The sequence below is a fragment of the Bacillus cereus group sp. MG4 genome (genome assembly GCF_040460055.1).
Taxonomy (GTDB): domain Bacteria; phylum Bacillota; class Bacilli; order Bacillales; family Bacillaceae_G; genus Bacillus_A; species Bacillus_A wiedmannii.
The window spans coordinates 1,571,483-1,593,899 of the sequence record NZ_JARVGZ010000001.1 but is presented as its reverse complement, the minus strand read 5'-3'; the positions used below and the strand labels follow the sequence as shown (position 1 = coordinate 1,593,899).

The following is a 22,417-nucleotide window of genomic DNA, read 5'->3' as shown; positions in this document are numbered from 1 at the left end:
GGAGAGAAAATGAAAAATTATATTCAAGGGATCGATCATATACAAGTAGCTGCGCCTGTAGGGTGTGAAGAAGAAGCACGAGAGTTTTACGGTAATAAAATTGGTATGGAGGAAATACCGAAGCCAGAGGAATTAAAGAAGCGTGGTGGGTGCTGGTTTAAGTGTGGAAATCAAGAGATTCATATCGGAGTTGAGCAAAACTTCACCCCAGCTAAAAAGGCGCATCCAGCTTTTTATGTTTTGAAAATTGATGAATTTAAACAAGAATTAATAAAACAAGGTATTGAAGTAATAGATGATCATGCACGGCCAGATGTAATTAGATTTTATGTGTCAGATCCGTTCGGAAATCGAATTGAATTTATGGAAAATAAAAACTAGGTGGAAATCCACCTAGTTTTTTAACCTTTTCTAAACAAACCTAATACTTCCACAGTTTCGGTAATGTTAACGAATGCATGAGGGTCAATTTCAGAAATTGTTAATTTCATACTTGCTAATTCTTCACGAGAAACGACGGTCATAAGTACACGTTTTTTTTCGCTGGAATAAGCACCTTCGCCATCAAGTAATGTAATTCCACGTACAACAGTTGAAAGGAGTTGTTTTTTCATTTTTTCTGCTTCATTTGTTACAATCATAAGTGTAACCTTTCGATGTTTCGTATGAATAGCATCGATCACTTTACCAGTTACATAAATTGAAAGTAAGCTTGTGAGAGCAACATCCCAAGTGAAGAAGAATCCTGCAATTATTACAACGACTGCATTTAAAATAATAAGGAATCCACCAAGTTTAATGTCTCTTTTTCGAGACAATAGCATACCGATAATATCAAATCCACCAGTTGATCCATTACAGTTAAAAACAAGGCCGATACCAGCTCCGGCAATGACACCACCAAAGATAGATGATAAAAGTGGGTCTGTTGCTACGACTTTTACTGGAACGTAGTATAATGCAACAGATAATACAATAACAGAGATAACAGTGTTAAAAATCACTTTTTTTCCAAGACCTATGTATCCTAAAATAAGGATAGGTAAGTTTAATACAAAGTTAATAATACCTGTGTTTACAGGAGTTACAATCCCTAAAATAATAGCAATTCCGCCAATTCCACTACTTAAAATTTTGTGGGGGATAAGGAAAAGATTAAATGCAATCGCAATAATAATAGAACCGATAATAACACCAAGAAATCTGACCATCTCTTTCCCGTCCTTCACTAAAAAATTCATATTATTTCAAGATTATATATGATATTGAAAGTTTTGGGTAAAAACAGTTTATTTCGGAAAATTAGATTAATCAAAAGAATTCGAGTATTTTTTCATTTGAAAGGGGATACAGATATGAGGATAAAAACGTATCAACAGAAAAGCCCGTTGAAGCAAGAATGTGAGGATTCTTATTTTTGTAATGAAGAAAAAAAGATGTATGGTGTATGTGATGGTGCAACACCGCTCGTCCCGTTTCGTGATGAAAAGGGACATAATGGAGCATACATCGCTTCGCATTTATTTGCAAGTTATTTTACCTCATTACGAGAAACTCATAGTTTAAAAGTTGCCGTTGCAAAAGCAAATGAAGCATTGCAAAGCAAAATGTTAGAATATGAAGTAGACACGAGAAAGAAAGAGCATTTGTGGTGTACATGTATTGCGGCAGTTCAAATAAATGGTGAGAAAATTGAATACGCACAGTTAGGAGACTGTATGATTGTTGCAATACTTCAAAATGGAACGATGCAAGTATTAACGCAAGACACGGTTGAAGGAATTAGTAAACGAGCAAAAAAGAAGAGAGAAGAAGATCGTAAAAAAGGGTTATCTGTACCAGAAGAACATGTTTTTCAAGATGTGCAAGAACAGTTAAAATACAATCGTTATCTTGCAAATATGCAGGGCGGATATTCCGTTGCAAATGGAATGAAAGAAGCGATACATTATTTACAACATGGTGAACTACATATAGATGAAGTGAGCGGGGTTTTTATTTGTTCAGACGGAGTATTCCACCCAGATTGGCCACTTGAACAAACTGTTGCATATATAAGAAAGAATAGTATAAGTGAATATGTAGCAATTATTGAAGAGCTAGAAGGGGAAAAGAGAATAAGACCAGATGATAAAACAATTATGATCATTGATTTGTAAGGGGAGGATGTTCGAATGGAAATTAAATGTATTAATTTAACATTTCAAGATGAATTAGTTCCTTTAGAGAAAGTTAATAAACTGATTATCCACCATACATCCGAAGATGGATGGGATGTGTATAAAACACATGAATTTCATCAAAAAGTAAGAGGGTGGAGCGGGATCGGTTACAATTATTTTATTGAAGAAGATGGAACTGTAGTCGAAGGGCGAGGTTTACATATTGGAGCACATGCGAAAGATAATAATAGAGATACAATTGGAATATGTATGACGGGTAATTTTGATAAATATGATCCAACTTCTGCACAAATGAATGCATTGTATTCTTTATGTAAAATGTTTATGAAGCAGTTTGCTATAAAGAAAGAAAATATACTCGGTCATAGGGAGCTAGAAGACGTTACAAAAAGTTGTCCTGGAAAGCGTTTTTCTATGGTAGAGTTAAGAAACGGACTAACTTAAATATAGAGGAGTAAGAAATGATGATGAATATAAAAATACCAAATGATAAAAAAGAAGAGCTTGTGGCACAAATTCAGCAATTTTTCGTTGAAGAAGATTTAGATGAAATTGGACGTTTCCAAGCAGAGCGATTAATAGAAGAAATGATTAAATTAGTAGGACCATTTGCATACAATCAAGCAATTGGAGATGCTAGAAAGCTTGTAACAGAGAAACTATCTAATATTGAAGAAGATTTGTATGTGTTAGAGAAGAGTGAAGGGAAGTAAAAAGAGCCATTTTGGCCGTATTCCGTCAATTATAAAATAAGTATTATGTCACGGCTTTTTCCGATGTTCTGTTTGGAAAAGGCCGTGAAGTTGTTTCGTTTTCAGCAGGCAAATAATTAAACTTAGCCCCCTATCTCGTACTCCATTCTTTTGCCATTTCATCATGATATGCTTCTGTCCAATGATATGGTTGCAACTCTTTTAAAGGTTTAAAAATAATATCTTGTTTAGCATTTGTAATCGCACACTGTACTTCTGGTCCCCAATAAAATAAACGTTCTTGGCATACACCGCAAGGCGAGAGTACCTTTAATTCAGAATGCTCATTTTCTCTAGCAAGACAAATAGAGTGTGTAACTTTCTTTTGAAATTTATGTGCTTCTAAAATTGCACCTGTTTCCATACAAAGTTCTGTTGAAGCATTTATTACGCCCGGAGCAACACTTGTATAAATTGTTCCATCTTCTACACGAATCGCTGCGGCTCCACCCCAATCATTTGGATATCTTTGTTCAATTAAATGTTTCACCACATCATATAATTGTTGCTCAATATTCAATTTCTTTTCCTCATTTCTGCCCAAATTCCGGTTTTTTATTTCGAAATATTCTTTCTTTTATCATAATAACATAAACAAAAAAATGGAATGAACATTTAATTTCAAACCATCTTTTTGCCAAAAGGAACGCTAGAATTAAAAAACGTTATTCTTTCTTAACAAGCTAGATGAGAAAGAATAACGTTTTTTTATAAAAAGATTGAGATTAAAAATATATTATCTTAATTTTATCTTTTTTTAATAATTTATTTATGGGCAATTTATAGTTGCTATTTATAATTCATATATATAGCAGCTATGGATACTACGAAAAAGAACTTTGGGGGTGTAACACTGTATATTAAAGTTGGGGAATTGAAAATTTGTATCCAATTAGCTGTAATCAAAATTTAAAACATGTATCATATCAGCAGTTTTAGGTGGAAGTCTATTAAGTGAAACGAATGGAGAGGTGAAAGCAGAAGAGGTTACACCAAAAACGAATCATACTGGTGTATTCAAAGATGTTCCAAAGGGGCACTGGGCATATGAGGCGATTCAGCAATTAACAGGTGAGAAAATCATTTTTTGCTATGATGATGGAAGGTTTGGTTTTGGAGATAACGTAACACGCGAACAAGTTGCAGCTTTAATGTATCGTTATTTTAATATGGAAGAAAACAAAAATTATCAAAACCCATACGGTGACGTAAGTGAAGATTCAACAACCTATATAAAGGAAATTTTATCTTTAATAGAAATGGGTGTTTTTAAGGGGGATGAGAATGGAAACTCTAGACCGAAGGCATCCTTAACACGCGCAGAAATGGCACAGGTTCTTACAAATGCTTTTCATTTAAAGGCAAAGAGTGATCATACTTTTAATGACGTTGCAACGAACTCATGGGCAAGAAATGCAATTAGTGCTGTTCAAAGAAATAATATTGCAAAAGGAGTAGGAGAAGGGAAATTTGCTCCAAGTATGGATGTGACGCGTGAACAGTACGCACAATTTTTATACAATGCAATATAAGAAACTGAGCAAACTCAACAAACGAAAGGGCAACTATTAGCTAGTATACTTGGTGAAACAAATTGGCAAGGGACAAAAGTCTATGACAAAGATCATAATGATATAACGAAAGAAAACCAAAATTTCATTGGGCTTGCAAAGTATGATGCTAAAACGGCAAGATATGAATTTTTTAATGCAAATACAGGAGAGAGTCGTAATGATAGCGGTACCTTTTTTATAACGAATGATGGAAAGAAAAGAGTGCTAATTTCTGAAACGCAAAATTATCAGGCAGTTGTTGAATTAACGCAATTAGACAAGGAGAAATTTACATATAAAAGAATGGGGAAAGATGCAAAAGGGAACGATGTAGAAGTGTTTGTTGAACATGTTCCTTACCATGAAAAAGAACTTTCTTTCACGCGACCTGATAAAAAGTTAGAAAGATCGACGGGGAAAATAGTTACAGACGTTGATGGAGATGAAATTTTATCTAGTACACTATGGAATGGTGGTATTAGACGAACAGGGTAATGATGTAAAAAAATACAACTCAAACTTAATTAGTCTAGCAAAATACGATAAAAATACAAATAAATACGAGTTTTTCAATGTGAATACAGGAGAAAGTCGTGGAGACTATGGTTTCTTTGATGTTGTACATGGTAATAAAATAAGGGCTCACGTTTCGTTAGGAAATAATAAATATGGTGCGGTCCTTGAACTTACAGAGTTAAATAAAGAGAAATTTACGTATACAAGAATCGGGAAAGATGCGAATGGAAAAGATATAAAAATCTTTGTTGAGCATGAACCGTATACAGGTGATCTAAAACCAAATTTCACAAAGTAGGATGTAAAATAGTTGTTTATAGACAAAAAGATGCCTTGAGGCATCTTTTGTCGTTTTAAAATGATTTTATAGGCAAATATAAAATACAAATTCTCTCTTCTCAAATCTAGTAACTTACTACTTGCACAACCATACATCCTAGTTCTTTTTTATTTATTCTCTTTATGCTCTTTATATTCATGTACTTTTTCTTTTACATTACCAACCGTATCTTTAGCAGTGCCTTTCACTTTATCCCATTTTCCTTCAGCTTGTAATTTTTTATTGTCAGTTACTTTCCCGACAACTTCTTTTACTTCGCCTTTTACTTTATCAATAGCACCTTCTACTTTTTCTTTTAAACCATGATCATGTTTAGTCATACATTTCTCCTCCTTGTAGTTTGATTAGAACTTTCTTTTCATATTGCAAGTTGAATGATGTATCTAGTAATAGCGTAACAAATTTAGTTTGAATATTCAAATGATTAATAGGATAGAAAAGGAATTGTCATGAAATGTATAAAATTGTAATGAGAAGAGAAAGCATGTAAATTATATGTCTTTTGCAGTCCATATTGATTTTGTATAAGCAATTTTCATATGGGCACGTTCCATATTATTCTGACTGCGACTACCAAAGCGAGCTTGTCCAACTATTAAATGACAGTTTGTCGCTAGGGCTTTTTCTATTCGTTTTTGAATTAATGCAGTATGACAGCCTTTACGCTGAAATTCTGGCAAAGTAGCAGAAGCAGCTAATGAAGCAATCCCATTATTTATATACAGGACACCAATGCCTGCAGGAGTATTTTGAACTTCGGCTATGAAAAAATGCCAGCCAGGTTTATTGTAGAGAATTTCGTTATTTTGGCGTACGCCATCTTTTGTAAAGGGTGGCATGTTAAATCCACGTACATATATGTCTGCAAAAATATGAAATTCATTTTCTTTTAGTTGACGTACTGAAATGTTAGAAGGAAGTAGGGATGGATCTTCTCTCGGTATACTATATAAAGCGGTATGGAAGCTGGATTGGTAAAATCCTTTTTGAGATAAGTATTGAAATAATTCAGCTGTACCTTGAGCGGGTGTAATTTCAAAACGACAAGGGATTTGTAGCGATTGATAATAAGAGATGATTTCATCTATCTCATCTGTATTTGTAAAGGTAACGCCTTTTACTGTGTTAAAAGCAGGACCAGCAATTATATTTGATGAAAAGGCAGTGGCACTCCCGAACTTTTTCATTTGTACTTGCATTGGATTTCCGTTTATTGCTTGTAGTGCCTCTAATCTAGAAGAAAGCATATGTATTTCTGCGCTTTCAATTTCTTGTGCTGTATTGAGCGTCATAATAGTACTCATAAAATTCCTCCGTTAATAAATATATTTCATAGTATATATACGATGTATGTTATGAGATTCCTGTTGAAATGTAAGAGAATAAGAGGTTTTTTGGAAGGGAAATGGAAGTGAACTGTCGAAGGGAGTGGAAACAGATTAAAGGTGGTGCTCTCATGAAACAGAAAGACGTGCAGACATGCTCTAATTGTGGTTCTCATAACATAGGAGAAGGTGAGTTTGTCGGTTATGCACAAATACGGAAAAAGGAGACGATGTTCACATCTTCACCAGTAGATGCTAATATTTGTACAGATTGCGGGAATATCCTTTTATTAAAAGTACGACATTATGAAAAGTTTAAGCAGAAGCCGTTATGATTATTGAGAAGTGTTTTTATTAGGGAAGTTAGAGGAGTAATATTTTACATATATATATATATGAGTATGTCCTTATATAAAGAGATGACAACATATACTGTGTGGGATGCTTATTAATCGTTGCACGATATACAAAAATGTATAGAAGAAATTGTGAATCAATATGGGGAAGACAAATTAACCCTTATTGGAATACTTCATATCGAAAACTCCTTTAAATGAATAAGGGAGTTTTTGTTTTTTTGTAACAGTAATTACCTTTAATTGTTATAATTGGTTATTGGGAGAGGGTATTTTATTAACGCCATAATCATAGAAGAAAACTAGCTAAATCGTATAGAAAACGGCTATATAACACAATCGCAACCATAAGTTGACAAAGTGCAACCGCAGGAAGATAGAGATAAGGGTAATGTTTACATACAATTTAGTTAAGAAAACAAAGGGGGACACACATATGGGATTTAGTTTGCTCATTTTATCGACAATACCGTATTTATTATTTAAAGAAAATGCAACAATGTCGACATTCCTTGTTATTATCATTGCTGTCCTTGGAATTGGAGCAATGATGGTACCTACAACGATAGAAGAGAGTCGATACAATGTATTGAAAAAAGAAGAACTACTATTTGATCAAAACTTTCTAAAAGAATTGACAAAAAGATATGCGATTATTAAGAAGAAGTATGCTGCAGTGATGATTGTTGGATTTTGTTTTATAGCAGCAGGCGCAATCCCGTTTTTGTTTGAGAAAAAGCATATCACTTCAGGAGAATTAGTGCAGTATTATCCGTACTGTGTTGTACTTATTGCGATTGGAGTCTATCTTTTTGTTCGTGTTGTAGGAGTGTGGGAGATGTATCGAATTTTAGTAGAAAATAAGGAATATAGTAATCGTTTTATTTTTAAAATGAAAAAGAAGGTAAGAAAAAAGGTAGATAGTTTATAAAAAATAAAAAACATGTTTCGAATCAATGTATTCAAAACATGTTTTTTATCGTTCTGAATTATTTCCAAAGAAATAATTCAGAAAATACAGAAAAATGTCGTAATCATTTGTAGAAGTCTGTTATAATAAACAAAAAAATGAAAACGCTTTAAAGGGGGATATAACCAATATGATGATGAATGTACCGCTAACAATTAGTTCTATGATGGAAAGAGCAGAAAAACTGTTTTCAAAGAAAGAAATTGTTTCACGGACACATGACACAGTTACGACGTTAACGTATAAGCAGTTAGGTGAAAGGACGAGAAGGCTTTCTAGTGCGTTAAAAAAATTAGGAATTAAAGAAGGCGAGCGTATAGGAACGTTAGCGTGGAATCATCATCGACATGTGGAAGCATATTTTGCTATTCCTGGTATTGCTTCTGTTTTGCACACAATTAATATTCGTTTATCTCCTCAACATATTTCATACATTATTCAGCACGCAGAAGATCGCATTCTACTTATAGATGAAGATCTCGTACCACTCGTTGAAAATATTCAATCGCAATTATCAAATGTACAAGCCTACATTATTATGACTGATAAAGATGAACTTCCCAATACTACGCTAGAACCTGTATATCATTATGAAAAGCTATTAGAAGAAGGCGATCCAACTTTCCAATTTGTAAAAGATATTGATGAAAATACACCTGCTGGTATGTGTTATACGTCAGCGACTACAGGAAACCCAAAAGGTGTTGTATATACGCATCGTAGTACTGTATTGCATTGTATGGCACTCGGTTTAGCGGATACAGCTGCTTTATCGGAAAGTGATGCGGCGATGGCAATTGTACCAATGTTCCATGTGAACGCTTGGGGGCTTCCTTTTGCAGCTACTTGGTTTGGAACTAAACAAGTTCTGCCAGGACCAATGTTTACTCCAAAAATTTTATTAGAGATGATTCAAGCTGAAAAAGTAACGATAGCAGCAGGTGTGCCGACAATTTGGCTCGGTGTATTACAAGAATTAGAAAATAATAGTTACGATTTATCTAGTATAACGAGAATATTATGCGGTGGTGCTGCTGCACCGAAAAGCGTTATTAAAGCATTTGAGCAAAAATATAATGTTCCTTTCGTACATGCATATGGTATGACTGAAACAAGCCCACTCGTAACACTTGCACGTTTAAAAAGTTATGAAACAGAATTATCATATGAAGAGCAATTAGAAATCCGCTCAAAACAAGGATATCTTGTCCCTGGTGTAGAGATGAAAGTAGTCGGTACAAACGGTGAAGTGAAGTGGGATGGTACTGAGATGGGAGAGTTATGTTTACGAGCACCTTGGATCGCTGAAAGCTATTATAACGATGACCGTACTGTCGAAGGATTCCGAGACGGTTGGTTATATACAGGAGATGTCGTTACAGTTGACGAGGAAGGCTGCGTGAAAATTGTTGACCGTACGAAAGATGTTATTAAAAGCGGAGGTGAGTGGATTTCTTCAGTTGACCTTGAAAATGCATTAATGGCACATGATGCTATATTTGAAGCAGCTGTCGTTGCCGTTCCTCATCCGCAGTGGCAAGAGCGACCAATTGCCTGCGTCGTTCAAAAGAAAAATAGTACAGTAACAAAAGAAGAAATATATGAGTTTTTAAAACCACAGTTTGCGAAGTGGTGGTTACCAGACGATATTGTATTTATGGAAGAAATACCGAAAACATCTGTTGGGAAGTTTTTAAAACAGGCGCTTCGGAAAGAACTTGAGCATTTGCATAAAGAGAAATAATTGAAAAAATATTTGTAAACCTAAATTTAAAATAAGTTGACAAAGACTAAATAGAAAGATAATATAACTCCTATAATATGTTATCTAAAAATCATTTTAAGTTTACAAATAGGAGAAGCAAATATGAATACAAAAAACTTAGTTTTCGTCGCTTTATTTAGTTCTATTATGGGAGTGTTAGGGTTAATACCTCCAATTGCTCTTGCTATTACACCAGTTCCAATTACATTACAATCACTCGGTGTTATGCTTGCTGGTGGATTGTTAGGATCACGTCTTGGTGCGTTAAGTCAGCTTATTTTCTTACTTATAGTTGGAGTTGGAGCACCATTACTTGCAGGTGGACGCGGTGGTCCAGGCGTATTTGTTGGGCCAAGTGCAGGATATTTACTTGGTTATATCGTTGGAGCTTTTGTCATTGGTTATTTAATTGAGCGTTTACGTGAAGTTTCTATAATAAAGGTATTATGTATTAATATAATTGGTGGTATTTTCGTAGTTTATGTATTTGGTATTATTGTACAAGCTTTCTTTATGGATGTTTCTATATGGCAGACGATGAAAGTAAGTGCCGTATTTTTACCAGGTGATTGCATAAAAGCGATTATAGCAGCAATTCTTGTAACGAAATTACATCGTTCATTGAAACATATTATTACGCCTGCTCTCAAGAGTGGGAAATATACAAATGCGGGATAAGAAAGAGAAGAAACACGTTCATTGCGTGTTTCTTTTTATTATTTTGTAAAGAAAGGACGTCTCAAATGGGGATTACAAAAGAATATAAAAAGTATGCCTCTTTACAAACAAATAAAATAGCAATAAAGGAAAATGATCGAGTATTAACATTTAAAGAATGGTTTGAGTCAGTATGTAAAGTAGCAAACTGGTTGAATGAAAAAGAATCGCAGAATAAAACAATAGCAATTGTATTAGAAAATAGTATGGAGTTTTTACAACTATTTGCTGGTGCTGCTATGGCCGGATGGGTTTGTGTGCCGTTAGATATAAAGTGGAAACAGGATGAGCTCAAAGAAAGAATTGCGATCAGTAACCCGGCTATGATTGTGACAGAGCGATATAAGGTAAAGGATCTACCGGATGAAGAAGGAAGAGTAATTGAAATTGATGAGTGGAAAAGAATAATAGAGAACTCTCTGCCTGCATATGCCCCTGTAAAAGATGTACAACATGCTCCGTTTTATATGGGATTTACATCAGGATCGACTGGGAAGGCAAAAGCATTTTTACGTGCACAACAATCGTGGGTTCATAGTTTTGATTGTAATATACATGACTTTCATATGAAAAAAGAAGATTCTATTTTAATAGCTGGGACGCTCGTTCATTCTCTTTTCTTATACGGCGCAATAAGTGCATTATATGTAGGGCAAACGGTGCATATTATGAGAAAGTTTATTCCAGATCAAGTACTGGAAAAGTTAGAAACAGAAAATATTTCGGTCATGTATACAGTTCCGACAATGCTAGAATCTTTATATAAAGAAAATAGAGTAATAGAAAATGGGATGAAAATTATTTCATCAGGAGCGAAATGGGAAGCTGAAGCGAAAGAAAAAATAAAGAGTATATTTCCTTATGCGCAAAAATATGAATTTTACGGTGCATCGGAACTAAGTTTTGTAACAGCACTTGTTGATGAAGAGAGCGATAGAAGGCCAAATTCAGTAGGAAAACCTTGTCACAATGTGCAAGTTCGAATATGTAACGAAGCAGGAGAAGGAGTACAGAAAGGCGAGATAGGAACTGTTTATGTGAAAAGTGATCAGTTTTTTATGGGCTACATATTGGATAAGGTTTTAGTTCCAGAGTTGACTACGGATGGCTGGATGACAGTGCGAGATGTAGGTTATGAAGATGAAGAAGGCTTTATATACATAGTGGGTAGAGAGAAGAACATAATTTTATTTGGAGGAATTAATATTTTTCCAGAAGAAATAGAAAGTGTATTACATGAACACCCAGCTGTTGATGAAATAGTTATAATTGGTGTGAAAGATAGTTACTGGGGTGAAAAACCTGTCGCCATCGTAAAAGGAAGTGCTACGAGGCAACAATTAAAAAGTTTTTGCTTACAACGATTATCCTCGTTTAAAATACCGAAAGAATGGCATTTTGTAGATGAAATACCGTATACAGATAGCGGGAAAATCGCTCGTATTGCAGCAAAAAATATGATTGAAAACCAGGAGAAGATATATGAATAGAGCGGTTATTGTAGAAGCAAAAAGGACACCTATTGGTAAGAAAAATGGGATGTTGAAAGATTATGAAGTTCAGCGATTAGTAACGCCGCTTCTTACGTTTTTAAGTAAAGGAATTGAGAGAGAAATAGACGATGTCATATTAGGGAATATTGTGGGGCCAGGAGGGAATGTTGCAAGATTATCTGCTTTAGCGGCAGGACTTGGTTATCATATTCCTGGTGTAACGATTGATCGGCAATGTGGTGCCGGATTGGAAGCAATTCGCACCGCATGTCATTTCATTCAAGGCGGCGCAGGTAATTGTTATATTGCAGGAGGAGTAGAGAGTGCAAGTACATCACCTTTTCAAAATAGAGCGCGATTTTCACCAGAAACAATTGGTGATCCTAATATGGGAGTGGCGGCTGAATATGTTGCAGAGCGTTATAATATAACGCGAGAAATGCAAGACGAGTATGCTTGCCTTAGTTATAAACGGACACTGCAAGCATTAGAAAATGGATATTTACAAGATGAAATACTTTCTTTTAATGGATCTTTAGATGAGGCTATAAAACGAGAAATGAAATATGAAAGAATGATTAAAAGAACTAAGCCCGCATTTTTACAAAATGGTACAGTAACGGCAGGTAATTCGTGCGGTGTAAATGACGGAGCATGTGCTGTTCTTGTAATGGAAGAGGGGCAAGCCCGAAAATTAGGATACAAGCCTGTTCTTCGTTTCGTTCGTAGTGCTGTAGTTGGAGTGGATCCAAATCTTCCCGGGACGGGTCCGATATTTGCGGTGAATAAATTATTAAACGAAATGAATATGAAAGTAGAGGACATCGATTATTTTGAAATAAATGAAGCATTTGCTTCAAAGGTTGTTGCTTGTGCAAAGGAGTTACAAATTCCTTTCGGAAAATTAAATGTAAATGGTGGTGCAATTGCGCTCGGTCATCCGTACGGTGCATCTGGAGCTATGCTTGTGACACGTTTGTTTTATCAAGCACAAAGAGAGCATATGAAATATGGAATTGCGACGTTAGGAATTGGTGGTGGAATAGGGCTTGCGCTAATATTTGAGAAAGTAGAAGACTAGCAAGGAACTAGTTTTCTACTTTTTGAGGAACATAAGCATTACTACCAGGCTTTGCTTTGATTTCATTCCAAGCAGCGATAGCATCAGCTTTTGATTTTCCTTTATTATTTGGATCTTCGAAAAAATCGCGAGTAAAACGATTGTATTCAAACTGCGCGCTAATAGTTGTTTTATAAGTAGGGTCTTTTTTTTTGTTCGTTTTCTTCATACCAAAACGTTATCGCGTCTTCATATGTTTTTCCGACATTCTCTTTAAAAAACTTTTGAAGTGCTACTGTAAAGCGAAAGTTTGCTCCGATTTTTTCTTTGAAAAAAGCACGAACATCTTCGCTGCAGCGTTGATTGTTAGTAATAATCGTTTGAAGAGAAAGGTCTTTATAAGAGAGGGAAGCTTTACTCGCCTTTTGACGAGAGCTGTTTTTTAATATTTTACCAGTATGTAAATAATGTGAGATACGCTCGGTTATTTCAATCTTAGAGCCACTAGCTGGCAAACCATGCTCACGACAAAATGTTTGGAGTTCTGCTTTTAACCAATAATAGTTTTGGAAATCTTCAAGTGGTATAGAATTTGTTAAAGGTGGACGCATAGATGTAACAACTTCTTTCTTCCATAATTTTCTTTAATTATAAAACATATGTTCTTTTTGTGGAAGGATTAATTTGTAAATATAATGGGAAGAGGGGATTACATATGGAAAATGTAATGCAAGTTCGTGTTACGGGAATTTTAATTGAAGATGAAAAAGTATTGCTAGTAAAGCAAAAAGTTGCTAATCGTAATTGGTCTTTACCTGGGGGAAGGGTAGGGAATGGTGAAACGTTAGAAGAAGCGATGATTCGAGAAATGAGAGAAGAAACAGGATTAGAAGTTAAAATTAAGAAGCTACTCTATGTTTGTGATAAACCAGATGCTAGTCCATCTTTATTACATATTACGTTTCTGCTTGAAAGGATTGACGGTGAAATTACGCTACCTTCTAATGAGTTTGATCATAATCCAATTCAAGATGTGCAAATGGTACCGATTAAAGATTTAAGTCAATATGGTTTTTCGGAAACTTTTATAACTCTTATAAGTGAAGGTTTTGCAAGTGCAGGGAGTTATCAAGGCTTGAAACAAAATATAGGCTTGTAAATATAGTTGAAGGATAGCAGTTAGCTATCCTTCATAAACATGTTTTATACTGCCGACTGTAAAGAAGAAACAAGCTGATTTAAAAACTCGTCCCCAGTCATAAGCGCTTTCCCACCGCCGCGCGCACTCTTTTTATTTCCGCCACCTTTTCCCTCAATTGTAGGAAGTGCCTCTTTTAAAAGAGCATTCATCTCGAGCGTGACTGTTTTTCCACAAGCGAGGATGCATTGTAGTTTGTCCTCATTTTCAATAACGAAATATGTAATGGCATGCTCTTGTTGTTCTGTAATAATGGCAGAAAGCTTTGCGATTTCTTGCATAGAACGATTTATAAATACTTTAGAAATAAGTATGCCGGCATGTATTTCCGTAGGCTGTTGAAGTAGTTCATTTGCCTCTGCAAATAATAATTTTTCATTCATTGTTTGTATTGCTTTTTCATTTTCTTTTTGAGAAGTAAGAAGTTGTGCTACTTTTTCTGGAATATCACTCTCGCTACTGTTTAATTGTTTAGAAACATCCTTTATAATTTGTTGCTGATGCCCCATTAACTTTAGTGTGCGCCAGCCAGCGATAAACGTTAATCGTATGCCACCTTTATTGCGTTCCCAGCTAAGCACTTGTATAGGCCCTACTTCACCTGTACGTTTCGGATGCGTTCCGCCACAGCCGTTGTAGTCGAAGTTCTCAATTATAACAACACGTATATTTTCTGTTAAAGTCGGTTCTTTACGAAGGGGTAATGCTTTTGCTTCTTCTAAGTTCATCCACAGGGTGCGGATTGGATGGTTTTCAAAAACAATTTTGTTGGCAATTTGTACCGCTTTTTCAACCGTTTCCGCATGAAGATTTTCTGTTTCTAAATCAATTGTTACCGTTTCTTTACCAAGGTGGAATCCAATCGTAGGTATGTTAAAATGGTCCCAAAAAGCAGCAGATAAAATGTGCTGAGCCGCATGTTGCTGCATATGATCAAAACGGCGCTCCAAATTGATTTTACCTTCTACTTCTTCTGTATGTAATTTTTCTACAATGAAGTGACGAATTTCTCCATGTATCTCTTCTACATTGATTACATCGATATCATTTAATGTGCCAGTATCATGCGGTTGTCCGCCACCTGTCGGATAAAATGCGGTCTCGTTTAAAACGACGTATAAGTTACCGTCTTTATCATAATCTTGCTTTATAACTTTTGTAGTAAAGTCTTGCTTATAAGCGTCAGTGTAATATAATTTTTGCTCCAATTTTCTTTCCCCTTTCGCGTTCACTAGTTTCATTGTAAAGCAATTGAAATTAGTTTCCTAATATTTCAGAAGAAAGAAACTATTTTTAGAATTTTCTTGCTATAATAAGAAGAAAATGCGGGGGTGGAATGAATATGTTATATGAAAACGGCGTAGATAAACTGCTTAGTTTAAGCAAAAATATTTCTGAATTGTATCGAGAATTAAATGAAATGACCCGGATTTTAACGGATTGTAATCGAGAAAGTGTGAAGTTTGATCGGTTATATGTAAAAGAGTTACTGTGGAAGAAAGAAGATGTAATAGAGAAATATGATCAGCTACTTGTGCAACTTTGTATAAATGAATGCTTTGATTTAAAAAGTGTCATTACAGGGGAATATAAGTATACATATGAAGAAGTAGAAAATATCGTTTTACAATTTAATGAGAAGTATAATGTCGTAATTTTAATTAAAGATGTTTGTAAAGAATTACAGTTTACATATGGCATAGATATGGAAATAACGAGAACAGCTCGGGTATCAACAGCTCAAGTATAAAAAGGGAAAAGAAAGCAGATCCTTTGCTTTCTTTTTTTATGTGAAAATAGGGAGAGTAGGTTTAACAATGAAAGGGAAGTTACAAAATATTCATCCGTTAGGAATGACAATTATAATAGGGACTTTATTTGCGAGGTTCGCCACGTCAATGAGTATTCCATTTTTAGCAATTTATTTAACGACTGTTAAAGGCGTATCAGCTGGAATGACGGGTGCTATTATCGGAACGAGTGCACTTGTTGGAGTGTTTGCTAGTTTTATCGGAGGGAACTTATCGGATCGATTCGGCCGAAACATGATTATAATATGGTCTATGATTGCTTGGGTGTTTGTATTTATAGGTTTTTCATTTGCAAATCATGTTTTAAGTTTCTTTTTATTAAATGCTTTAAATGGATTATGTCGATCTTTTTTTGAGCCGACGTCAAGAGCATTATTATCAGATTTAACGAAACCAGAGTATCGTTTACTCGTATATAATTTGCGTTACGGTGCAATAAATGTTGGAGTAGCGATTGGCCCACTTGTCGGGTTACAGATTGGAAGTGCAAAATCTACAATTCCTTTTTTAGTAGCAGCTGGAGTATACATTCTATATACAGCTATATTAGCGTTCCAATTTAAGAAGTATCCAATCGAAAAAAAGAAAGTGAATACAGAAAAGCCTGTCACAATGTTAAATGCAGTTCGTATATTGCGAAAGGATGTCGTATTTTTAGTTGCTTTAGTCGGTATTATTTTGAGTAATTGTGGCTTTTCACACTTAACGACAACAGTATCTCAATATTTTGCAAATGCACATATATTTCAGGATGGAGTGACATTGTTTTCGTATATGTTAGCTTTAAATGCGATTGTTGTAGTCGTAATTCAATACCCTGTTATTCAAATATGTAAAAAGTATACACCGTTAACATCAATTATGGTTGGAACTTTATTTGTGAGCGGAGGATTGTTTGGATTTGGAATAGTAGAATCTACGCTAGGTGCTGCTGTCTGCACAATCATTTTTACAATTGGAGAAGTTTTAATGTTTTCCATGACAGATGTATTTATTGATGATATAGCTGTTTCACATTTAAAAGGAACATATTTTGGAGCAATGGGATTTTCAGGGATTGGAGCAGTAATTGGTCCATGGTTTGGGGGAGTGCTTCTCGATTACTACGGGTATCAAAATGGGTTTGTAGTATTTTCAGCACTAGCTATATTTTCAACTGTAGCATTTCCTGTACTTGTAGTTACAAAAGGTTTATTGAAAAAAAGATATGATAGAAATTGTAATTTAGAATTACATGCGAAATAAAATAAGCCCCAGCAGATGACTGGGGCTTATTTTTGTATTTATCCCGCATTAACGGGCAGTAAAACTCCCATTGATTAAAGCTTTACTTTATTTTAATTCTCAATTTGAAAAAGAACTTTTTTTTCATGTTTATTAGCAACTTCATTTTTGGAAATATGAATGGCTAAATATCCATTCTCTAAGCAGGCTAGCATCTTCTTATAAATAATAGTCGCGGGTAAAGGAATGATCCGCTGCAAAGAACTATTATTATGAATTATGCAAATGTTTAGGCCTGTCTCCATCTTTTTAATGAGTACATTTTGTTCAGTTACATTTGGTACATCGGTTTCCAAAATGTATTCTTGTTCAGTTTCACAAAGGTCAATATGAATTTGATTTGGAAAACTAAAGTTACTACAAGAATCAGAACAAAATTGATCCATCCATTCTTCGAAACCATCAACATGAAAAAGACAATCCTTCTTTTTCTTGCCCATGTAAGACACCCTCCGTAAAATCTCAATTCATACTATGTTATGCATGAATGAAGTAGGGGTGAAGAATAAATGGAAAAATATAAACATTGTATGTGACAAAGGTAGCTAGTGTGAACCGTTTGTTTTACATATCATGATGCGCATGATTTTTTTGGCGTGAATGGTTACGGTTTTTTACTTTATGAGATCCGCTTAATGGCTCGGGTTGTCCCTTTTTTTCTTTCGCTTCACGATTGTTTTTTCCCATTGTATGTGACACCTCCTCTTTCTCTTTAGAATGAGAGAAGTTTGCAAATTTATACGAGAATGTTTTTAGAAAAAAAGGTAAAGATAATTGGGACTAACTATTATGGAAAGGGGATTGTATAATGCCATATCATAAAGATAAACAACAAGCTTTTCAAGCAGCGCAGCAAGGCGTTACACAAGCAGAACATGCATTTAACAATATTGTGAAAAATGATCCAAACTACGGTCATGATTTAAAAGAGTTACGCCAAGAGGTTCAGGAGGCATATGAACAGATTCAAAATGCGTTAGAAGTAGCTTCGGAAACACAACGCCCACAACTTGAGCAATACGAAAATAATCTTCAAAACATTATGCGAAATGTAGATCAATTAGAAAAGTAAATGAGGTTGTTGTGTATTCAACAACCTTTTACTTTAATGAAAATTATGCTAAAACAGAAAATTTTTTTAGTAGTTTTTTCTTTGTTATGCGCAGTACATATATTTCAAGTGGAAAAAGTGGAAGCGAAAATGTTGCTCAGAAAAGAGTTAGAACCAACTGGCTATGTAACGTGGGAAGTACCTAATAATGAAAAGATTATTGCCATTACATTTGATGATGGACCAGATCCAACTTATACACCACAAATTTTAAATTTATTACGTCAATATAAAGCAGAAGCGACATTTTTTATGATTGGATTTCGAGTTCAGCGTAATCCATATTTAGTGAAGCAAGTGTTAAAAGAGGGACATGAAATTGGAAATCATACGATGAATCATTTATACGCGAGTAATTCATCGGATGAAAAATTAGAAAATGATATTTTAGATGGAAAGAAATTTTTTAAAAAATGGGTGAAAGAACCTTTACTATTCCGTCCTCCTGGCGGATATATTAACGATGCTGTATTTAAAACAGCGAAAGAAGCTGGTTATCAAACTGTTCTATGGTCGTGGCATCAAGACCCACGTGATTGGGCAAATCCAGGTGTTGAATCTATTGTAAATCATGTAGTGAAAAATGCTAAAAGTGGAGATATCGTATTGTTACATGATGGAGGAAATAATCGTAGTCAAACAGTAGCAGCGCTAGCAAAAATTTTACCTGAGCTGAAAAAGCAAGGCTATCGATTTGTAACGGTTTCGGAATTACTACGTTATAAACATTAGAAAAAATCCCAAAAGGAAAATGGACCTTTTGGGATTTTTTGTTACTGGTTCTTTTTACGTTTTTTATTATTTTGTCGCTCTGCTGGACTTAAAGGCTCGTTTGCAAATTCTTCATTGTAACCAGTTCCTTGTCCTTGTGCAGATGCAGCATTCATTCCTGAAATAGTATGATTTGCTTTTCTTTTACCCATTTTATTTCACCTCTATAACTTTTTTTGTAAGTTGAATGTTGTACAGTTCGTAGTATGCGTGAACTGTAAGTAAAGCGCTAATAGAGCACTTTACTTTATGGTAATAGTATTCATAAGGAGCATGAACACTATTCAAATTTAGAAACATAAAGAAAACTTATGATAATCTATAAGTTTCTTATTATTTACTTATTTAGAAAGTTGTAATAAGATATTATCGTAAGGTATTGAAAAGTTTGTCTACATTTTATATTCAGACAACTTAGTCACGTTTAACAGGGGGGAAACATAATGGTCAAACATAATCCATTTCAATCACGTGCAACTTTTGAAGTAGATGAAAAAACGTATCATTATTATGATTTGAAAGCGCTTGAAAATGCAGGGGTTGGCAACGTATCTCAATTACCATATTCCGTGAAAGTTTTACTTGAATCAGTACTTCGTCAAGTAGACGGACGTGTAATCACAGAAGAGCATGTTACAAATTTAGCGAAATGGGGAACGAAAGATGTGCAAGATATCGATGTTCCATTTAAACCATCTCGTGTAATTTTACAAGATTTCACTGGTGTTCCAGCCGTTGTAGATTTGGCTTCGCTTCGTAAAGCAATGGCAGATATGGGCGGGGATCCTGATAAAATTAATCCGGAAATTACTGTAGACCTTGTAATTGACCACTCTGTACAGGTTGATAGAGCGGGTACGGCAGACGCGCTTGCATTCAACATGGACTTAGAGTTTAAACGTAATGAAGAACGTTATAAATTTTTAAGCTGGGCACAAAAATCATTTGATAACTATCGCGCAGTGCCACCAGCTACAGGTATTGTACACCAAGTAAACCTTGAATATTTAGCACCAGTTGTTCATGCTGTGAAAAATGCTGAAGGTGACTTAGTTGCATACCCAGATTCATTAGTTGGAACAGACTCACATACAACAATGATTAACGGTATTGGCGTTCTTGGATGGGGCGTTGGTGGTATTGAAGCAGAAGCAGGAATGCTTGGACAGCCTTCATACTTCCCAGTACCTGAAGTAATCGGTGTGAAATTAACTGGTACACTTCCAAGTGGTACTACAGCAACTGACGTTGCATTAAAAGTAACACAAGTATTACGTCAAAAAGGTGTAGTTGGTAAATTCGTTGAGTTCTTCGGTAATGGACTAAAGAGCATGCCTTTAGCTGACCGTGCAACAATTTCAAACATGGCACCAGAATACGGCGCAACTTGTGGATTCTTCCCAATTGACGATATTTCATTAGAATACTTACGTTTAACAGGTAGAGATGAAGAGCAAATTCGCATTGTTGAAGAATACTGTAAAGCGAACGGTTTATTCTATACAGCAGACAGCAAAGATCCAATTTACACTGATCTTGTTGAAATTGATTTAAATACAATCGAATCTAACCTTTCTGGACCGAAACGCCCACAAGATTTAATTCCACTTTCAGATATGAAAGATGCGTTCCACAAAGCTGTTTTAGCACCAGTCGGAACACAAGGACTTGGATTTAATGAGCAAGAGTTCGATAAAGAAGTGAAGGTTACATTAGAAGATAAAGAAGTAACGATGAAAACAGGTGCAATTGCAATCGCTGCAATTACAAGCTGTACAAATACATCAAACCCATACGTATTAATTGGGGCAGGTCTAGTTGCGAAGAAAGCAATTGAAAAAGGACTTGTAGTACCTGAGTACGTAAAAACATCATTAGCACCAGGGTCTAAAGTTGTTACTGAATACTTAGATAAATCTGGTTTAACAACATATTTAGATCAATTAGGTTTCCAAACAGTTGGTTACGGCTGTACGACTTGTATCGGTAACTCTGGTCCATTAGCAGAGGAATTAGAAGAAGCAATCGCAGCAAACGATTTATTAGTAACATCTGTTTTATCTGGTAACCGTAACTTTGAAGGTCGTATTCACCCGCTTGTAAAAGCAAACTACTTAGCATCACCACCACTTGTTGTGGCATATGCACTTGCAGGTACTGTTGATATTGACCTGAAAAATGATGAAATCGGTAAAGATGCAAATGGCAAATCTGTTTACTTCAACGACATTTGGCCATCAGCTAAAGAAATTGAAGATGTAGTTCAAAGTGTTGTTACATCTGAACTGTTCAAGAAAGAATATGCACAAGTATTTAACAGCAATGAGCGTTGGAATGAAATCCAAACTTCAAACGAAGCTTTATATACTTGGGATAATGATTCAACTTATATTCAAAACCCACCGTTCTTTGAAGGATTATCTAAAGAACCAGGTGAAGTTGAAACATTATCAGGCTTACGCATAGTTGGTAAATTTGGAGATTCTGTAACGACAGACCACATTTCACCAGCAGGTTCAATTGGTAAGCATACACCAGCTGGACGCTACTTATTAGAAAACGGTGTACAGCCAGTTGACTTTAACTCTTACGGTTCTCGTCGTGGTAACCATGAAGTTATGATGCGTGGTACATTCGCGAACATCCGTATTAAAAACCAAATCGCACCAGGAACAGAAGGCGGATATACAACATATTGGCCAACTGGTGAAGTAACATCAATCTATGATGCTGCTATGAAATATAAAGAAGATGGAACAGGCCTTCTAGTTGTTGCTGGTAAAGATTACGGTATGGGAAGTTCTCGTGACTGGGCTGCGAAAGGTACTAACTTATTAGGTATTAAAGCAGTAATCGCAGAAAGCTTCGAACGTATTCACCGTAGTAACTTAGTATTAATGGGCGTATTACCACTTCAATTTAAAGATGGCGAAAGCGCCGAAACATTAGGTCTTGTTGGTAACGAGTCATTTGAAATTCAAATCGACAAAACAGTTAGACCACGTGATTTAGTAAAAGTAGTTGCAACCGATTTAGATGGCAACGAAAAACAATTTGAAGTAGTAGCTCGTTTCGATAGTGAAGTTGAAATTGACTACTACCGTCACGGTGGTATCCTACAAATGGTTCTTCGTGAGAAAATCGAAGAGTCAAAAGTGTCGAACTAAATAATTGAAATGAACGATAAGGAAGCTAACAACTGTTAGCTTCCT

At 35.2% G+C, this 22,417-nt stretch carries 23 protein-coding genes and 3 pseudogenes; 17 read left to right on the top strand and 9 right to left on the bottom strand.

Annotated features, from left to right (window positions below; genetic code table 11):
• Positions 1–9 precede the first annotated feature (9 nt).
• Complete coding sequence (locus QCI41_RS08420; RefSeq protein WP_088080239.1) at positions 10–381, top strand: VOC family protein; 372 nt, start codon at positions 10–12, stop codon at positions 379–381.
• Positions 382–401: 20 nt separating this feature from the next.
• On the opposite strand, the gene QCI41_RS08415 is transcribed toward QCI41_RS08420, so the two are convergent.
• On the bottom strand, positions 402–1,211 hold the full coding sequence (locus QCI41_RS08415; protein ID WP_000251342.1) for a YitT family protein: 810 nt from the start codon (positions 1,209–1,211) through the stop codon (positions 402–404).
• A gap of 144 nt (positions 1,212–1,355) precedes the next feature.
• On the opposite strand from QCI41_RS08415, the gene QCI41_RS08410 reads away from it, so the two are divergent.
• The 3 genes from QCI41_RS08410 to QCI41_RS08400 are packed head-to-tail and all read left to right on the top strand — an operon-like array spanning position 1,356 to position 2,896.
• Positions 1,356–2,159 (top strand): protein phosphatase 2C domain-containing protein, encoded by an 804-nt coding sequence (locus QCI41_RS08410; RefSeq protein ID WP_060487402.1) that lies wholly within the window; start codon positions 1,356–1,358, stop codon positions 2,157–2,159.
• A gap of 15 nt (positions 2,160–2,174) precedes the next feature.
• Positions 2,175–2,627 (top strand): peptidoglycan recognition protein family protein, encoded by a 453-nt coding sequence (locus QCI41_RS08405; protein WP_060487401.1) that lies wholly within the window; start codon positions 2,175–2,177, stop codon positions 2,625–2,627.
• 17 nt (positions 2,628–2,644) lie between these two features.
• Positions 2,645–2,896 carry a DUF2164 domain-containing protein gene (locus QCI41_RS08400; protein ID WP_001983516.1) on the top strand — a complete coding sequence of 84 codons (252 nt, stop codon included), beginning with the start codon at positions 2,645–2,647 and terminating at the stop codon, positions 2,894–2,896.
• Positions 2,897–3,026: 130 nt separating this feature from the next.
• Here the strand turns inward: QCI41_RS08400 and QCI41_RS08395 are convergent, their stop codons facing one another.
• Positions 3,027–3,455 carry a cytidine deaminase gene (locus tag QCI41_RS08395; RefSeq protein WP_001019669.1) on the bottom strand — a complete coding sequence of 143 codons (429 nt, stop codon included), beginning with the start codon at positions 3,453–3,455 and terminating at the stop codon, positions 3,027–3,029.
• A 400-nt stretch (positions 3,456–3,855) separates the two neighbouring features.
• Here QCI41_RS08395 and QCI41_RS08390 point away from each other — a divergent pair.
• Positions 3,856–5,302: pseudogene (locus QCI41_RS08390) on the top strand (DUF4822 domain-containing protein).
• A 149-nt stretch (positions 5,303–5,451) separates the two neighbouring features.
• Here QCI41_RS08390 and QCI41_RS08385 read toward each other — a convergent pair.
• On the bottom strand, positions 5,452–5,664 hold the full coding sequence (locus QCI41_RS08385) for a CsbD family protein (protein WP_000160409.1): 213 nt from the start codon (positions 5,662–5,664) through the stop codon (positions 5,452–5,454).
• 171 nt (positions 5,665–5,835) lie between these two features.
• Entirely contained in the window at positions 5,836–6,648 is an 813-nt protein-coding gene (locus QCI41_RS08380; RefSeq protein ID WP_353837651.1) for a GNAT family N-acetyltransferase, read from the bottom strand.
• Positions 6,649–6,800: 152 nt separating this feature from the next.
• Here QCI41_RS08380 and QCI41_RS08375 point away from each other — a divergent pair, with 152 nt between their 5' ends.
• The 6 genes and pseudogenes from QCI41_RS08375 (at position 6,801) to QCI41_RS08350 (ending at position 13,051) form a co-directional block, all read left to right on the top strand.
• Positions 6,801–7,004, top strand: coding sequence for a hypothetical protein (locus QCI41_RS08375; protein WP_046954556.1), 204 nt, complete (start codon positions 6,801–6,803; stop codon positions 7,002–7,004).
• Positions 7,005–7,461: 457 nt separating this feature from the next.
• Positions 7,462–7,956: pseudogene (locus QCI41_RS08370) on the top strand (helix-turn-helix domain-containing protein); the annotation flags it as partial.
• Between the two features lie 169 nt (positions 7,957–8,125).
• Positions 8,126–9,739, top strand: a complete 1,614-nt coding sequence (locus QCI41_RS08365; RefSeq protein ID WP_353837652.1) for a long-chain fatty acid--CoA ligase — start codon at positions 8,126–8,128, stop codon at positions 9,737–9,739.
• Positions 9,740–9,862: 123 nt separating this feature from the next.
• Complete coding sequence (locus QCI41_RS08360) at positions 9,863–10,438, top strand: biotin transporter BioY (RefSeq protein WP_001093321.1); 576 nt, start codon at positions 9,863–9,865, stop codon at positions 10,436–10,438.
• Between the two features lie 65 nt (positions 10,439–10,503).
• On the top strand, positions 10,504–11,967 hold the full coding sequence (locus QCI41_RS08355; RefSeq protein ID WP_353837653.1) for an acyl-CoA synthetase: 1,464 nt from the start codon (positions 10,504–10,506) through the stop codon (positions 11,965–11,967).
• Positions 11,960–13,051 carry an acetyl-CoA C-acyltransferase gene (locus QCI41_RS08350; RefSeq protein ID WP_353837654.1) on the top strand — a complete coding sequence of 364 codons (1,092 nt, stop codon included), beginning with the start codon at positions 11,960–11,962 and terminating at the stop codon, positions 13,049–13,051. The genes QCI41_RS08355 and QCI41_RS08350 overlap by 8 nt, the downstream gene beginning before the upstream one ends.
• Before the next feature lie 7 nt (positions 13,052–13,058).
• Here QCI41_RS08350 and QCI41_RS08345 read toward each other — a convergent pair.
• Positions 13,059–13,641: pseudogene (locus QCI41_RS08345) on the bottom strand (DUF6434 domain-containing protein).
• A gap of 104 nt (positions 13,642–13,745) precedes the next feature.
• Between QCI41_RS08345 and QCI41_RS08340 the strand changes: the two are divergent.
• Positions 13,746–14,189 (top strand): NUDIX hydrolase, encoded by a 444-nt coding sequence (locus QCI41_RS08340; RefSeq protein ID WP_353837655.1) that lies wholly within the window; start codon positions 13,746–13,748, stop codon positions 14,187–14,189.
• Positions 14,190–14,233: 44 nt separating this feature from the next.
• Here QCI41_RS08340 and QCI41_RS08335 read toward each other — a convergent pair whose 3' ends face one another.
• Positions 14,234–15,436, bottom strand: coding sequence for an alanyl-tRNA editing protein (locus tag QCI41_RS08335; protein WP_353837656.1), 1,203 nt, complete (start codon positions 15,434–15,436; stop codon positions 14,234–14,236).
• 134 nt (positions 15,437–15,570) lie between these two features.
• Between QCI41_RS08335 and QCI41_RS08330 the strand changes: the two genes are divergently transcribed.
• The gene (locus QCI41_RS08330; RefSeq protein WP_000965135.1) at positions 15,571–15,978 is read left to right on the top strand and encodes a hypothetical protein; all 408 of its coding nucleotides are present in this window, start codon (positions 15,571–15,573) and stop codon (positions 15,976–15,978) included.
• A 67-nt stretch (positions 15,979–16,045) separates the two neighbouring features.
• Positions 16,046–17,284 carry an MDR family MFS transporter gene (locus QCI41_RS08325; protein WP_098110339.1) on the top strand — a complete coding sequence of 413 codons (1,239 nt, stop codon included), beginning with the start codon at positions 16,046–16,048 and terminating at the stop codon, positions 17,282–17,284.
• A gap of 92 nt (positions 17,285–17,376) precedes the next feature.
• Here QCI41_RS08325 and QCI41_RS08320 read toward each other — a convergent pair whose 3' ends face one another.
• Positions 17,377–17,763 carry an Hsp20/alpha crystallin family protein gene (locus tag QCI41_RS08320; RefSeq protein WP_353837657.1) on the bottom strand — a complete coding sequence of 129 codons (387 nt, stop codon included), beginning with the start codon at positions 17,761–17,763 and terminating at the stop codon, positions 17,377–17,379.
• Positions 17,764–17,887: 124 nt separating this feature from the next.
• The gene (locus tag QCI41_RS08315) at positions 17,888–18,010 is read right to left on the bottom strand and encodes a small acid-soluble spore protein P (RefSeq protein WP_000517650.1); all 123 of its coding nucleotides are present in this window, start codon (positions 18,008–18,010) and stop codon (positions 17,888–17,890) included.
• A 121-nt stretch (positions 18,011–18,131) separates the two neighbouring features.
• Between QCI41_RS08315 and QCI41_RS08310 the strand changes: the two genes are divergently transcribed.
• Together QCI41_RS08310 and pdaB are read left to right on the top strand one after the other, a co-directional pair.
• Positions 18,132–18,395 carry a hypothetical protein gene (locus tag QCI41_RS08310; protein WP_001146292.1) on the top strand — a complete coding sequence of 88 codons (264 nt, stop codon included), beginning with the start codon at positions 18,132–18,134 and terminating at the stop codon, positions 18,393–18,395.
• 45 nt (positions 18,396–18,440) lie between these two features.
• Positions 18,441–19,166, top strand: a complete 726-nt coding sequence (gene pdaB / locus QCI41_RS08305; protein WP_353838853.1) for a polysaccharide deacetylase family sporulation protein PdaB — start codon at positions 18,441–18,443, stop codon at positions 19,164–19,166.
• A 41-nt stretch (positions 19,167–19,207) separates the two neighbouring features.
• On the opposite strand, the gene sspO is transcribed toward pdaB, so the two are convergent.
• Positions 19,208–19,357: a small acid-soluble spore protein O gene (sspO, locus tag QCI41_RS08300; RefSeq protein WP_353837658.1), complete on the bottom strand. Its 150-nt coding sequence runs from the start codon at positions 19,355–19,357 to the stop codon at positions 19,208–19,210.
• Positions 19,358–19,648: 291 nt separating this feature from the next.
• Here sspO and acnA point away from each other — a divergent pair, with 291 nt between their 5' ends.
• Complete coding sequence (acnA, locus tag QCI41_RS08295; RefSeq protein WP_353837659.1) at positions 19,649–22,372, top strand: aconitate hydratase AcnA; 2,724 nt, start codon at positions 19,649–19,651, stop codon at positions 22,370–22,372.
• Positions 22,373–22,417: the final 45 nt, after the last annotated feature.

Bases quoted from the DNA above. Each gene is read 5' to 3' on its own strand.
- QCI41_RS08420 (WP_088080239.1), top strand. From the start codon at position 10: ATGAAAAATTATATTCAAGGGATCGATCATATACAAGTAGCTGCGCCT.
- QCI41_RS08415 (WP_000251342.1), bottom strand. From the start codon at position 1,211: ATGGTCAGATTTCTTGGTGTTATTATCGGTTCTATTATTATTGCGATT.
- QCI41_RS08410 (WP_060487402.1), top strand. From the start codon at position 1,356: ATGAGGATAAAAACGTATCAACAGAAAAGCCCGTTGAAGCAAGAATGT.
- QCI41_RS08405 (WP_060487401.1), top strand. From the start codon at position 2,175: ATGGAAATTAAATGTATTAATTTAACATTTCAAGATGAATTAGTTCCT.
- QCI41_RS08400 (WP_001983516.1), top strand. From the start codon at position 2,645: ATGATGATGAATATAAAAATACCAAATGATAAAAAAGAAGAGCTTGTG.
- QCI41_RS08385 (WP_000160409.1), bottom strand. From the start codon at position 5,664: ATGACTAAACATGATCATGGTTTAAAAGAAAAAGTAGAAGGTGCTATT.
- QCI41_RS08380 (WP_353837651.1), bottom strand. From the start codon at position 6,648: ATGAGTACTATTATGACGCTCAATACAGCACAAGAAATTGAAAGCGCA.
- QCI41_RS08375 (WP_046954556.1), top strand. From the start codon at position 6,801: ATGAAACAGAAAGACGTGCAGACATGCTCTAATTGTGGTTCTCATAAC.
- QCI41_RS08365 (WP_353837652.1), top strand. From the start codon at position 8,126: ATGATGATGAATGTACCGCTAACAATTAGTTCTATGATGGAAAGAGCA.
- QCI41_RS08360 (WP_001093321.1), top strand. From the start codon at position 9,863: ATGAATACAAAAAACTTAGTTTTCGTCGCTTTATTTAGTTCTATTATG.
- QCI41_RS08355 (WP_353837653.1), top strand. From the start codon at position 10,504: ATGGGGATTACAAAAGAATATAAAAAGTATGCCTCTTTACAAACAAAT.
- QCI41_RS08350 (WP_353837654.1), top strand. From the start codon at position 11,960: ATGAATAGAGCGGTTATTGTAGAAGCAAAAAGGACACCTATTGGTAAG.
- QCI41_RS08340 (WP_353837655.1), top strand. From the start codon at position 13,746: ATGGAAAATGTAATGCAAGTTCGTGTTACGGGAATTTTAATTGAAGAT.
- QCI41_RS08330 (WP_000965135.1), top strand. From the start codon at position 15,571: ATGTTATATGAAAACGGCGTAGATAAACTGCTTAGTTTAAGCAAAAAT.
- QCI41_RS08325 (WP_098110339.1), top strand. From the start codon at position 16,046: ATGAAAGGGAAGTTACAAAATATTCATCCGTTAGGAATGACAATTATA.
- QCI41_RS08320 (WP_353837657.1), bottom strand. From the start codon at position 17,763: ATGGGCAAGAAAAAGAAGGATTGTCTTTTTCATGTTGATGGTTTCGAA.
- QCI41_RS08315 (WP_000517650.1), bottom strand. From the start codon at position 18,010: ATGGGAAAAAACAATCGTGAAGCGAAAGAAAAAAAGGGACAACCCGAG.
- QCI41_RS08310 (WP_001146292.1), top strand. From the start codon at position 18,132: ATGCCATATCATAAAGATAAACAACAAGCTTTTCAAGCAGCGCAGCAA.
- pdaB (WP_353838853.1), top strand. From the start codon at position 18,441: ATGCTAAAACAGAAAATTTTTTTAGTAGTTTTTTCTTTGTTATGCGCA.
- sspO (WP_353837658.1), bottom strand. From the start codon at position 19,357: ATGGGTAAAAGAAAAGCAAATCATACTATTTCAGGAATGAATGCTGCA.
- acnA (WP_353837659.1), top strand. From the start codon at position 19,649: ATGGTCAAACATAATCCATTTCAATCACGTGCAACTTTTGAAGTAGAT.